Source organism: Pseudomonas sp. PDM28 (assembly GCF_019219115.1).
GTDB lineage: Bacteria > Pseudomonadota > Gammaproteobacteria > Pseudomonadales > Pseudomonadaceae > Aquipseudomonas > Aquipseudomonas laurylsulfatiphila.
The window spans coordinates 69,839-81,854 of record NZ_JAHUWG010000012.1; the positions used below are offsets into that span (position 1 = coordinate 69,839).

A 12,016-nucleotide genomic window follows, 5' to 3' on the forward strand; every position below is an offset into this window, starting at 1 on the left:
GACACGAAGCCATGGGCGAGTTTGAGCTGATCCGCAATTTCTTCGCCGCCGCGCCTTGTGCGCAGGGCGGCGAAGGCGTTGCCCTCGGGATCGGCGATGACTGCGCCTTGCTGGCTGTTCCTCCCGGGGAGCAGTTGGCGATTTCTACCGATACGCTGGTGGCCGGTGTGCATTTCGCCGATCCCTGCGATCCCTTTCTGCTCGGTCAGCGCTCGCTGGCCGTGGCCGTCAGCGACCTGGCCGCCATGGGCGCCACTCCAATCGCCTTTACCCTTGCCCTGACCTTGCCGACGGTGACCGCCGATTGGCTGCAAGCCTATGCCCGTGGTTTGAACCAGATGGCGCAAAGCTGCGGCGTGGCGCTGGTCGGTGGCGATACCACCCGTGGGCCGCTCAGCCTGACCATGACCGTGTTCGGTCGCGTGCCGAGTGGCCAGGCTCTGACCCGCAGCGGTGCGCAACCGGGCGATCTGCTGTGTGTCGGCGGCGACCTGGGCAATGCCGCCGGTGCCTTGCCATTGGTGCTCGGCCAGCGCACGGCCGACGCGAGCATTGCCGAGCCGTTGTTGGCTCACTACTGGTCGCCGCAACCGCAGCTTGGCCTGGGGCAGGCGCTGCGGGGCAAAGCCACTTCGGCGATGGACATCTCCGACGGCCTGCTCGCTGATTGCGGGCATATCGCGCTGGCCTCGAAGGTCGGTATCGAAGTCGAGCGGGAGCGTTTACCGCTGTCGCAGAGCCTGGTCGACTTTCTCGGCCGATCGGACGCCCAGGTGGCGGCCCTGAGCGGCGGCGACGATTACGTTCTGGCGTTCACCCTACCGTCCATCGAGTTGCCGCTATTGCTGGCCGACGGCTGGCCGATCCATGTGATTGGGCAGGTGGTGACGGGGCAGGGCGTGACGCTGCTGGACGCCGATGGCCAAGACATCACCCCGCAAACCCGGGGTTATCAACATTTTCGGGAGTCACCGTGACAGATCATCCCAAACAGGTCCCGGCGGAATTCGTACCGCCGTCGGTCTGGCGTAATCCATGGCATTTCCTGGCGTTCGGCTTCGGCTCGGGCACCTTGCCAAAGGCGCCCGGCACTTGGGGATCGTTAGTTGCGCTGCCCTTTATTCCGTTGTGGCAGATGTTGCCCGACTGGGGTTACTGGCTGATGCTTGGCATCACCATGCTGTTCGGTTTCTGGCTGTGCGGCAAAGTGGCCGACGATTTGCGGGTACATGACCATGAAGGCATCGTCTGGGACGAAATGGTCGGGATGTGGATCACCCTGTGGCTGGTGCCGGAAGGTTGGCAATGGTTGCTCGCGGGCTTCTTGATGTTCCGCTTCTTCGACATCCTCAAGCCATGGCCGATTCGCTGGATCGACCGGCATGTGCATGGCGGCGTTGGCATCATGCTCGATGATGTGCTGGCCGGGGTGTTCGCCTGGTTGGCGATGCAGGGACTGGTGTGGTTTTTCGCCTGATCAAGGGTGGCCAGGCGTTAATCGGGGGAGCAGGGATGGTTCTACGTGGATTGATGGTGGTGGTATTCGTGATGTTTTGCTCTTTCGCCCAAGCGGGAGGAGGGGGGGCTACGCCGCCGTCGGTGATTCATCTGGCCAGTGAAGACTGGGAAGACTACACCGCCGCTGACGGCCATGGCCTGGGCTGGGACGTGCTGCGACAAGTGTTCGAGCCGGCAGGTGTCAAAGTGGACATCCGCACCGAGCCCTACGTGCGTTCGCTGGGCCTGGCCGAACGGGGTGAAGTCGATGCCTGCGTCGGTTCCTATCGCGACGAATCCGAGGCTGTGCTCTATCCCCACTGGAACTTCGACACCGATCACATCTACGCCCTGGGCCTGGCGAGCAGTCCGGTGCCAACCCCCGAAACCCTGGGCAATTATCGACTGGCCTGGGTCCGTGGCTACGATTACCAGGATTATTTGCCCAACGTGCAGCACTTTGCGGAAGTACAGCGGCGCGATGGCATCGTGTCGATGCTGACCCACAACCGTGCCGACTATTACATCGACGGGCAGACCGAAGTTGACTACGTGCGCAATCGTGCCAAAGACCCCTCCCAGTTGCGCAGTACCCATATCGCCGAGTTGCCGCTGTACCTGTGCTTTGCCAAGACCGCAAAGGCGCGTAGCCTGATGGCGCTGTTCGATCAGCGCATGGAGAAGTTGGTCAAAAGCGGTGAGCTGAAACCGATTTTTGAACGCTGGAAACAGCCTTATCCGTTTGATTCGAACTGAAGGGCTGACACAGAGTCCTGTGGGAGCGAGCCTGCTCGCGATGGCGGAGTATCAGCCAATGTTGATGCCGCTGACCGTACGCAATCGCGAGCAGGCTCGCTCCCACAGGGAATGTGGTGGAACGCATATCAAACTTTTTGATTGTTATGGCCGATAATTCAGCCTAAGCGTCGCTCGGAACCTGCTGTTACAATGCCGGCTCTGCGAATCTTCAGAACTTTTAGATCAGGAGCACACCGGTGCCTGTCGTTTTTGTCGCCGCTTCCAAGCTGCCAACGCCTTTTGCGCAATTCACCATGCACGGCTTTCTCGATGAAGGCACTGGCCGCGAGCACGTTGTGCTGAGCCTGGGTGAGTTCGACGACGGTGCCCCGGTACTCGGCCGGTTGCACTCCGAATGCCTGACTGGCGATGCCCTGTTCAGCCAGCGTTGCGACTGCGGCTCGCAACTGGAGGCCGCTTTGCAGGCTATCGCCCGTGAAGGTCGTGGCGTATTGCTGTACTTGCGCCAGGAAGGTCGTGGCATTGGCCTGCTGAACAAGATCCGCGCCTATGAGTTGCAGGACGGTGGCGCCGATACCGTCGAAGCCAACGAGCGTCTGGGCTTTGCCGCCGACCAGCGTGACTACGCCATGTGCCTGCCGATGCTGGAGCACCTGGGCGTGAAGTCGTTGCGCCTGATGACCAACAACCCGCGCAAGGTCAAGGCCTTGACCGACATGGGAATCGCGGTCGCCGAGCGCGTGCCGTTGCACACTGGCCACAACCCGCATAACCGACTCTACCTGGCGACCAAGGCCAGCAAGCTCGACCACATGATGGGCAATGAGCATCAGGGCGAGGTAGACCGGGCGTGACCCGCGGTCAGGTTCGGCGGCGACTGTCCGTCAACTGGTGGCAATACCTGGCACTGGCCCTGTTGCCGCTGTTTGTGATCAACGCGGTGTTCGGCCAGAGCGAAGCCATTCTGCCGGTGCTGGCGATGCCGTTGTTCATCGCCGGTGTCGCCTCGATGTTTGTCAGCCTGAAGTTTTTCGGCGCCTACAAACACGCGCTGATCGCCACCCAGAAAGCCCTCGATACCCCTGAAGAACCTGGCGCGTGGATCAACCTGGCGGCGAAGCGCCGTACAGCGTTCCTTGCCGCCGGCCTGCCAGCGTGGATCGGTGCCCTGGCGGTGTTCGTCGGGCTCGAAGCGGTGCCGCTGATGCTGTTGGCGCTGTCGACCGCCGTGCTGTTTTACCTCTACCGTATTCCGCGTCAGCTCGGTTGATGCGCGCGCTCTGGCTGGCGGTGTTGCTGCTGGCCGCCAGCCGCTCGGCCATCGCGGTCGAGCGGGTCGTCAGCCTTGCACCGTCACTCTCTGAAATCGTCGTGGAACTGGGTTCTGCCGACCTCCTGGTCGGTGTGCTGGACGCCGGTGAGCGACCTGCCGAACTCAAGAACCTGCCCTCCGTTGGCCGCTATGGCCAGTTGGACATGGAGCGGCTGCTCAGCCTGCAGCCCGATCTGTTGCTGCTATGGCCCGGTAGCGTCGGCCCGGCCCAACGCGACCAGCTCAAGCGCCTGAACATTCCCACCTATGTCGCCGAACCCCACAGCCTGGACCAACTCACCGCGCAAATCGAGGCCATTGCCGCTCGGCTCGGTCGGCCTGAGCGCGGCGTTTCATTGGCCAGCGACATGCGCCAGCGGTTGGATGCGCTGCGTCAACGCTATCGACGGGATCAGCCGTTGCGGGTGTTCTATCAGGTCTGGGATCGGCCGCTGTACACCGTTGGCGGCGAGCAGATCATCAGCGATGCGCTGGAGGTCTGCGGAGCCAAAAATGTGTTCGCTGACCTGAAACTGCCGGCACCACAGGTCAGTGTGGAAGCCGTGTTGCAGCGTAATCCCGAGGTGATTCTGGCCAGTGATCAGGCGCAACTTGATGCGTGGAAAGCCTGGCCGCAGGTGGCGGCGGTAGCGCAGGGGCAATTGCGCCTGGTGACGGACAAGGGCCTGGAGCGGCCGAGTGGGCAGATGGTCGAGGCAACTGCCAAGCTGTGCCAATTGATCGCCCCCGACCGCTGAAATGTCACTGATACTCTGGCCACCCTGTAGGAGCTGCCGAAGGCTGCGATCTTTTGATTTTTCTTTTTAAAGTCAAGATCAAAAGATCGCAGCCTTCGGCAGCTCCTACAGGTGATCTCAGCGGATGTCGGGGGTCCAGGTCACGCCAAACATCCACGCCCGACCTTCCTCGCGATACCCGTACTGGCTGCCTTGGTAGCTGTACAACGCCCGGCTGTAACCCTTGTCCAGCAGGTTGTCGACCTTCAGCTCCAGCCGGACTTCACGATTGAGCGCCCAACTGCTGCGCAGCCCCAGCAAGGCATAGCCGCCGAGGGGCTGTTGATTGTTCAGGTCGTCATAGCTGCTGCTGACCGCTTGCCAACTGGCGCCGAGGCCCAGACGGTCGAACTGTCGGTCCAGATCCCAGCTCAAAGTGCGGCGCGCGCGGCGGGCCAGGGTATGACCCGTGTCGCGGTCGCGCGGGTCGATGATCGCCACGCCGAGATTGCTTTGCCAGTCGAACAATTCCTGTTTAAGCGCTGCTTCGAAGCCGTTGATCCGCGCCGAGGCGACGTTCTCGGGGCGCGAGTTGCTGCCGAAGATGATCGCGTCTTCAAGGTCGGTGCGATACAGCGACGTTTCCAGGCGACTGCTCTCGGTCAATTGGCTGCGCCATTGCAGCTCATAGCTTTTCGAGGTTTCAGGCTTGAGGTCCGGGTTGCTGAAGTCGGGGTAGTACAGATCGTTGAACGTCGGTGCGCGGAAGCCTTCGCTGTAGGTGAAAAGCACTTCGTTGTCCGGATTCAGCGGCAGGGTGAAGGTGCCGCTCCAGGTGTTCTGGCTGCCAAATTGCTGGTTGTCGTCGTGACGCAGACCCAGCTCCGTGGAGAAACGGTCGGCCCGATAGCGATGCTGGATGTACGCCGCACGGTTCCAGCGACTGTCTTCATCGAACGCGGTGCTGCTGTTGATCCGGTCTTCATACCAGTCACCTCCGAGCAGCAGACTGTTGCGCTCGTCGAGCGCCAGGTCGTTCTGCCAGTTCACCGAATCCCGGTAGGTGTTGAACACGCTGCGTTCGTCACTGAGTTTGTCGAGGGTCTTCTCGCGGTTTTCGCTGTGGCCGAACTCGATGCGGGTTTGCCACAGGTCATTGATGCGCGCGTCGATGTAACTGCTGACACTGCTCACATCGAATTCGTTGTCGGGCTGCTGTTGGACCGACTCGAACGTATTCATGTCGAAGCGCCCGAACGGGTTGTCGAACTCGCTTTTGCCGCGATTATCCAGCGCGTTGGCGCCGATCTCGATGTCATCGCTGAGTGCGTGGCTAACGCTCAGGCTGAACGACTGGTTTCGGTACTCATCATGGTCGCCATCGCTAGGGTAAGACTCGTGGGTGCGATTGATCCCGGCGCTTTCGTCGAGGCTGGCGCCGAGGTTGAAGCGGGTGCGCTCATCGCCACCGGCCAGGCCAAGGCTGCGCTCCCAGGTCTGGTTGCTGCCAAGCGCCGTGTGCAGGCGCGGTTGCAGGCCCTGTTCGCCACCACGGCGGGTGAAGATCTGGATCACCCCGCCAATCGCATCGCTGCCATAAATCACCGAACGGGAGCCACGCAGCACCTCCACGCGCTCGACCTGTTCGATGTTGAGGTGCTGCAGGTTGCTGTCGCCGGAGGTCGAACTGCCGATGCGCTGGCCGTCAACCAGCACCAGGCTCTGGGCCGACTGGGTGCCGCGAATGTAGACCCCCGGCACACTGCCGCGCCCGCCGGCCTGCGAGACTTGCACGCCCGGTACACGGCGCAGCAGGTCGGTGATGCTATCGGGTTGCAGGCGATCGATGTCGTCGCGGGTGAACACGGTGTTGGCGGCGCTGCTGTCGTTGCGCGCTTCGACCTGGCGGTTGGCGCTGATCAGCACGTCGGGCAGCTTCAGCGCTTGATCGCGTTCGAAGGTGTCGGCGAGGGCGTTGGCGGTGGGTAGCAGGAATAGGGGCAGGGCGAGGCGGGAGAACTTCATGGGTAGTCCGATGGTGCTTTGAGGCAAATACAATTTTGAGGGGGCCACAAAACACTGTGGGAGCGGGCTTGCCCGCGAAAGCGTCGGTACAGCCAACATTGATGTTGGATATACCGGCCTCTTCGCGGGCAAGCCCGCTCCCACAGGGAGAGTGTGTTTAGCGGTTCAGCAGTTGCAGGCGCTCGCGAATGGACGCTTCGATTCCCGCTTCATCCAGCCCGCACTCGGCCAGCATTTGTGCAGGCTTGGCGTGCTCGACGTAGATGTCCGGCAAGCCCAGGTGCAGCATCGACTTGAGGATGTTTTCCCGGGCGAGGAATTCGCTGACTGCGCCACCGGCGCCGCCCATGATCGCGTTTTCTTCGACAGTGACCAGCAGCTCGTGACTGCCGGCGATTTCGCGCACCAGCGCTTCATCCAGCGGCTTGACGAAACGCATGTCGACCACGGTCGCATCCAGCGTCTCGGCGACCTTCAGGGCTTCGGCCAGTTGCACGCCGAACACCAGCAGGGCGACTTTGCTGCCTTGGCGGCGGACGACACCCTTGCCGATCTCGATCGGCTCGAGGTCTTTCTCGATGGTCGCGTTCGGGCCATTACCGCGTGGATAACGCACAGCCGCCGGGCCTTCGTACAGGTGACCGGTGGTGAGCATCTTGCGCAGCTCGTTTTCGTCGCTCGGGGTCATCACCAGCATGCCGGGGATGCAGCGCAGGAACGACAAATCGAAGCTGCCGGCGTGGGTCGGACCGTCTTCGCCCACCAGGCCTGCACGGTCGATGGCGAACAGTACGTCGAGGTTCTGCACCGCCACATCGTGGACAAGCTGGTCGTAGCCGCGCTGCAGGAAGGTTGAATAGATGGCCACTACGGGTTTGGCGCCTTCGCAGGCCATACCGGCGGCGAGGGTCACGGCGTGTTGCTCGGCAATGGCCACGTCGAAGTAACGCAGCGGGAAACGTTCGCTGAACGCGACCAGGTCCGAGCCTTCCTTCATCGCCGGGGTAATCCCGACCAGACGTGGATCGGCCGCTGCCATGTCGCACAGCCATTCACCGAACACACCGGAATATTTCGGCCCGCTGGCCTTTTTCGGCGCGGCGGCCGGGGCGTCCAGAGGCTCGAGTTTGGTGATGGCGTGGTAACCGATCGGGTCGACTTCCGCCGGGGCGAAGCCTTTGCCCTTTTTGGTGACGACGTGCAGAAACTGCGGGCCTTTCAGGTCGCGCATGTTGCGCAGGGTGGCGATCAGGGTCGGCAGGTCGTGGCCATCGATCGGGCCGATGTAGTTCCAGCCCAGCTCTTCGAAAAGCGTGCCGGGAACCAGCATGCCCTTGGCATATTCTTCGGTGCGGCGAGCGATTTCCCAGGCACCGGGCAGGCGCGACAGCACTTTCTTGCTGCCTTCGCGCATGCTCGCGTAGGTGCGGCTGGAAAGGATCTTCGCCAGGTAGTTCGACAAGCCACCGACGTTGCGCGAGATCGACATGTCGTTGTCGTTGAGGATCACCAGCATGTTGGCGTCCACTTCCGGCGCATGGTTCAGCGCCTCGAACGCCATGCCCGCGGTCAACGCGCCGTCGCCGATCACCGCGATCGCCTTGCGCTCGCTGTTCTGCAGGCGGGCGGCAATCGCCATGCCCAGCGCGGCGCTGATCGAGGTGCTGGAGTGGCCGACGCCAAAGGTGTCGTACTCGCTCTCGGAGCGGCGCGGGAAGGCAGCGACGCCGTCCTTCTGGCGCAGGGTGCCCATGCGCTCGCGACGACCGGTGAGGATCTTGTGTGGATACGCCTGATGACCCACGTCCCACACCAGCCGGTCGTCCGGGGTGTCGAAGACGTAATGCAGCGCGATGGTCAGCTCGATCACGCCCAGGCCGGCACCGAAATGCCCACCGGTCTGGCCGACCGTGTAGAGCAATTCCAGGCGCAACTCATCGGCCAGGGTTTCCAGCTCGGCTTCGCCTAACCGGCGCAGGCCGTCCGGCGTGTTCGCGCGGTCGAGCAGGGGCGTGGTCGGGCGCTTGCGGGGAATCTCATGAAACGTCGTGGGCATCAGGCGAATCGTTATAGGTATAAAAGATGCGGCAGTTTACCTGATGCATCGCCCCCTGCCCACGCGTTGGTCTTTTTTGGCGCAATCGCCGTCAATTGCGGCGATCGACGATATACCGGGCCAGATCCCGCAACGGCTCGGCCGCCGCGTCAAACGGTCGCAGTGCGTGCAGGGCCTGGTCGCGCAGCTCAAGGGCATAGGCCTTGGCCGCATCGAGGCCGAGCAGGGCCGGGTAGGTCGGTTTGTCCCGGGCAATGTCGGCGCCTTGGCGTTTGCCGAGGGTGGCGGTATCGCTTTCGACGTCGAGAATGTCGTCCTGGACCTGGAATGCCAGGCCGATGGCCTGTGCATAAGTCTGCAGGGACTTGAGTTCGTCTTTCTCGGCACGGCCGCTGGCCAGGGCGCCGAGTTTGACGCTGACTTCGATCAGCGCACCGGTCTTGTGCCGGTGCATGTACTCCAGGGCTTTCTGGTCGAGCTTCAGGCCGACCGAGCCGAGGTCGATGGCCTGACCGCCGACCATGCCCGCCGGGCCCGCCGCCAGTGCCAGGGCGCTGACCATTTGCAGGCGGATTTCGGCATCCGACGCGCTCATGCGCGGGTCGAGCAGGGCGCTGAAGGCCAGGCTCTGCAAGCCGTCGCCGGCGAGGATCGCGCAGGCTTCATCGAATTTCTTGTGGGTGGTGGGCTGGCCGCGACGCAGATCGTCATCGTCCATCGCCGGCAAATCGTCATGCACCAGTGAATAGGCGTGGATCAGCTCCACCGCACAGGCGGCACCGTTGGCTTGCTCAGGCTTGCCGCCCAACGCTTCACAGGCGGCGTAGGCCAGCAGTGGACGCACGCGTTTGCCGCCATTCATCACGCTGTAGCGCATGGCTTCGTACAGCCGTGCCAACTCGGGGCCTGGTGCCGTGAACAGGGTTTCCAGCGCCGCATTGACGCGGGCCTGGCTGGTGGCCGAGTAGGCTGCAATCATTCTGGCTGATCCGCGTCGAAGGGTTCCTCGGCCAACTCGCCATCACGCTCGAGCAGTACCTGAACCTTTTGCTCGGCCTGGGCCAGCGCCGCCTGGCAATCGCGGGTCAGACCGATGCCTTGCTCGAAAGCGGCCAGCGAGTCCTCCAGCGACAATTCGCCATTCTCCAGACGCTCCACCAGCGTTTGCAGGTCGGCGAGGGACTGTTCGAAATCCAGTGCAGCTTTTTTGCGGGCCATGGCGGCGATTTCCGGTTGACGTTAAACCGGCGCGACACTAGCAGATAGGGGGTTTATGGGCAAACTCACAGACGGCGCACACCCGTGTGGAGCTGCCGAAGACTGCGATCTTTTGACTTTGTTTTTTTGGAAGCAGGATCAAAAGATCGCAGCCTCCGGCAGCTCCTACAGTACCGGGTTATCAGGATAGTGGATTCGGTAGCGGGTGCTGCGCCCGCCACCGGGCAGGCGTTGCAGGCAGCCCTTATCCAGCAGTTCGGCCAGATGACGGGTTGCGGTCGCTTTGGATACTTTGGCGACGGCCTGGTATTGAGCCGCACTGATGCCGTGCTCGAAGCCTCTTTCGCCGCCATCGAGCAAGCGATTCAGTACCCTGGTTTGTTCGGCCGACAGCCCGGATGTTTGGTGCGCCTGCCAGAATCGCGCCTTGCCTAGCACGCTGTCGATCCGTGTCATGGCTTGTTGCAGGCTGAGCAGAAGGGTTTGCAGAAACCACTCCAGCCAATAAGTGACATCGGTCGTAGCTTTTTGACTCGTTTCCAATACCCGGTAGTAGCCGGAGCGGTCCTCAAGAATGCTTGCCGACATTGCGTAAAAACGAATCGCCTGAGCCTCGCCCTGTGCCAATGCCAGGTCCGTGATGGTGCGCGTGAGGCGACCATTGCCGTCGTCAAAAGGGTGGAGTGTGACAAACCAGAAGTGTGCGATGCCAGCACGCAGCAATGGGTCGAGTCCGGCCTGGCTTCGGCCGCACTCAAACCAGTCGAGGAAGATTTCGAGTTGACGCTCAAGGCCCGGTCGAGGCGGCGCTTCGAAGTGTGCGGTCGGCTTGTCGAGACGACCGGAGACAACCTGCATCGGTTCATCGCCGCGCAATGCACCGACACGTATCGCCCGGGTGGCGAGGTCGCCGTCCTGCTCCGGAAACAACCATCCATGCCAGTGCAGCAAGCGGTCCAGTGTCAGCGGCTCGGCAAAATGCTGAGTAGCATCAAGCATCAATTGCGCAAGACCTTCACTGCGTTGGCTGACTCTATCGCCATCAACCAGATCCAGACCCAGGCGTCGAGCCAGCGACGAACGAACGGAGCCGACGTTCAGTTGTTCACCTTCAATGGCCGATGAGGTGACGATGTTTTGCAACAACGCATCCAGCTCACTTTGCGCGCTCAGCGAACTGCCCACTGAACTGGCCATGCCCATTAGCCGACCTTGTGCTTGAACGCACTCGCGTAACAAGGGCGCCAAGCGTTCGGTATTCCAGGTGAACTCTGGCCAATCAGGCTGCTGCCATATCCATTGAGGTGTCATGCACTTGATGCTCTAAGTGGGGGTGAGCCGATTAGATTGTCTATTCGGCTCATATAGTGAGCCGAATATGGCGCGTATTCGGCTCACCGTCCACCCGTTATCGTGATTCCCACCGCAATTTCGCAGCCATCCGATTGTTAAAAAACACCCGAATGGCTAACCTTCGAGCCCTATACGACCTGGCAGTCACGGGTCTTTCAGACGAAACGCAGTATGCACATCTGTAACGCGCCCAGGATCAGGCGCAAGGTTTCGTCATGCATGGCAGGAGGCGTCGCATGCGCTCATTTCTTTTGCTGCTGATCGGGCTGGTTTTCGCGCCCGGGATTCTGGCCGCGCCGAATGCCGAGTTGTCGGAGCCGGTGGGCGGCTGGCGCTACAACGGTTTGCTGGATCGCACGGAAAACCCGCAAGTCGCCTATCCCACGCCGCCTATCGACCGGGGCGTGCAGCGCAATCGCACGATGATCGAAGGCCAACTGAAGGCTCTCGGCACTCAGCGTGGGCCGCACACGCTGGCGGTCAACGGCAATCCCCTGAATCTGTACACCGACGACCAGGGCCGTTTCGCCCGGCCCTATGCGTTCGGCGCCGGTTCCAACAGCGTCGAAGTGCGTAGCGTTGAAGGCCAGTCGCTCAAGCGCGTTCAATTCTATGAAGCCAACAATTTGCGCACCCCGGCGCGGATTCGTGTGGTGCTGGGCTGGGACGACCCGAAGGCCGAACTCGATTTGCACATCATCACCCCCGACGGCCAGCACGCTTTCTGGGCGCACTCGGCGCTGACCAATGGCGGCGGCCTCGACCCGGACGGCGTCGATGGACCCGGCCCGGAGATGTTCACCATGACCGCACCGCTGCACGGCACCTATCTGGTTTACGTGAACTATTGGGGCAACTTCGGCAGTGGCGGCTATAACTTCGATGAGACCGGCAACCAGAACGAGGTGATTACCTCGCAAATCAACCTGGTGCTCAACGAAAACACCGTCGATGAAAAACGCGAGACCTTCATCGTGCCCCTGCGCGCAATCGGCGACCTGTTGCTGGTCAAGACTTTCAACTATTAAGCATCCCGCTCCACGGATGAACATCGGGTTT

At 61.8% G+C, this 12,016-nt stretch carries 12 protein-coding genes; 7 read left to right on the forward strand and 5 right to left on the reverse strand.

Annotation, left to right across the window (positions count from 1 at the left end; translation table 11 throughout):
* Nucleotides 1-11 precede the first annotated feature (11 nt).
* The 6 genes from thiL (at nt 12) to KW841_RS25540 (ending at nt 4,326) form a co-directional block, all read left to right on the forward strand.
* Complete coding sequence (thiL, locus tag KW841_RS25515) at nt 12-977, forward strand: thiamine-phosphate kinase (RefSeq protein ID WP_218480216.1); 966 nt, start codon at nt 12-14, stop codon at nt 975-977.
* Nucleotides 974-1,477: a phosphatidylglycerophosphatase A gene (locus KW841_RS25520; protein ID WP_007970166.1), complete on the forward strand. Its 504-nt coding sequence runs from the start codon at nt 974-976 to the stop codon at nt 1,475-1,477. The genes thiL and KW841_RS25520 overlap by 4 nt, the downstream gene beginning before the upstream one ends.
* 35 nt (nt 1,478-1,512) lie before the next feature.
* On the forward strand, nt 1,513-2,253 hold the full coding sequence (locus KW841_RS25525) for an ABC transporter substrate-binding protein (RefSeq protein ID WP_218480217.1): 741 nt from the start codon (nt 1,513-1,515) through the stop codon (nt 2,251-2,253).
* Nucleotides 2,254-2,492: 239 nt separating this feature from the next.
* A complete protein-coding gene (gene ribA, locus KW841_RS25530; protein WP_007970170.1) occupies nt 2,493-3,110 on the forward strand; it encodes a GTP cyclohydrolase II in 618 nt (205 codons plus the stop codon).
* Entirely contained in the window at nt 3,107-3,526 is a 420-nt protein-coding gene (locus tag KW841_RS25535) for an MFS transporter (protein ID WP_102702040.1), read from the forward strand. Before ribA ends, KW841_RS25535 begins: the two co-directional genes overlap by 4 nt.
* Complete coding sequence (locus KW841_RS25540) at nt 3,526-4,326, forward strand: cobalamin-binding protein (protein WP_218480218.1); 801 nt, start codon at nt 3,526-3,528, stop codon at nt 4,324-4,326. Before KW841_RS25535 ends, KW841_RS25540 begins: the two co-directional genes overlap by 1 nt.
* A 117-nt stretch (nt 4,327-4,443) precedes the next feature.
* Here the strand turns inward: KW841_RS25540 and KW841_RS25545 are convergent, their stop codons facing one another.
* The 5 genes from KW841_RS25545 to KW841_RS25565 all read right to left on the reverse strand — a co-directional run bounded on the left by KW841_RS25545 (nt 4,444) and on the right by KW841_RS25565 (nt 10,915).
* On the reverse strand, nt 4,444-6,330 hold the full coding sequence (locus tag KW841_RS25545) for a TonB-dependent receptor domain-containing protein (RefSeq protein WP_218480219.1): 1,887 nt from the start codon (nt 6,328-6,330) through the stop codon (nt 4,444-4,446).
* Nucleotides 6,331-6,487: 157 nt separating this feature from the next.
* Nucleotides 6,488-8,386 (reverse strand): 1-deoxy-D-xylulose-5-phosphate synthase, encoded by a 1,899-nt coding sequence (dxs, locus tag KW841_RS25550; RefSeq protein WP_218480220.1) that lies wholly within the window; start codon nt 8,384-8,386, stop codon nt 6,488-6,490.
* Nucleotides 8,387-8,477: 91 nt separating this feature from the next.
* Nucleotides 8,478-9,365, reverse strand: coding sequence for a (2E,6E)-farnesyl diphosphate synthase (gene ispA / locus KW841_RS25555; protein WP_218480221.1), 888 nt, complete (start codon nt 9,363-9,365; stop codon nt 8,478-8,480).
* Nucleotides 9,362-9,604: an exodeoxyribonuclease VII small subunit gene (locus KW841_RS25560; RefSeq protein WP_007970180.1), complete on the reverse strand. Its 243-nt coding sequence runs from the start codon at nt 9,602-9,604 to the stop codon at nt 9,362-9,364. The genes ispA and KW841_RS25560 overlap by 4 nt, the downstream gene beginning before the upstream one ends.
* 165 nt (nt 9,605-9,769) lie before the next feature.
* Nucleotides 9,770-10,915, reverse strand: coding sequence for a Fic family protein (locus KW841_RS25565; RefSeq protein WP_218480222.1), 1,146 nt, complete (start codon nt 10,913-10,915; stop codon nt 9,770-9,772).
* Between the two features lie 278 nt (nt 10,916-11,193).
* Between KW841_RS25565 and KW841_RS25570 the strand changes: the two genes are divergently transcribed.
* Nucleotides 11,194-11,985, forward strand: coding sequence for a YfaP family protein (locus KW841_RS25570; RefSeq protein ID WP_218480223.1), 792 nt, complete (start codon nt 11,194-11,196; stop codon nt 11,983-11,985).
* Nucleotides 11,986-12,016: the final 31 nt, after the last annotated feature.

What these genes read in the sequence shown, in the direction of transcription:
- thiL (WP_218480216.1), top strand. Translation starts at nt 12, where the DNA reads ATGGGCGAGTTTGAGCTGATCCGCAATTTCTTCGCCGCCGCGCCTTGT.
- KW841_RS25525 (WP_218480217.1), top strand. Translation starts at nt 1,513, where the DNA reads ATGGTTCTACGTGGATTGATGGTGGTGGTATTCGTGATGTTTTGCTCT.
- KW841_RS25540 (WP_218480218.1), top strand. Translation starts at nt 3,526, where the DNA reads ATGCGCGCGCTCTGGCTGGCGGTGTTGCTGCTGGCCGCCAGCCGCTCG.
- KW841_RS25545 (WP_218480219.1), bottom strand. Translation starts at nt 6,330, where the DNA reads ATGAAGTTCTCCCGCCTCGCCCTGCCCCTATTCCTGCTACCCACCGCC.
- dxs (WP_218480220.1), bottom strand. Translation starts at nt 8,386, where the DNA reads ATGCCCACGACGTTTCATGAGATTCCCCGCAAGCGCCCGACCACGCCC.
- ispA (WP_218480221.1), bottom strand. Translation starts at nt 9,365, where the DNA reads ATGATTGCAGCCTACTCGGCCACCAGCCAGGCCCGCGTCAATGCGGCG.
- KW841_RS25560 (WP_007970180.1), bottom strand. Translation starts at nt 9,604, where the DNA reads ATGGCCCGCAAAAAAGCTGCACTGGATTTCGAACAGTCCCTCGCCGAC.
- KW841_RS25565 (WP_218480222.1), bottom strand. Translation starts at nt 10,915, where the DNA reads ATGACACCTCAATGGATATGGCAGCAGCCTGATTGGCCAGAGTTCACC.
- KW841_RS25570 (WP_218480223.1), top strand. Translation starts at nt 11,194, where the DNA reads ATGCGCTCATTTCTTTTGCTGCTGATCGGGCTGGTTTTCGCGCCCGGG.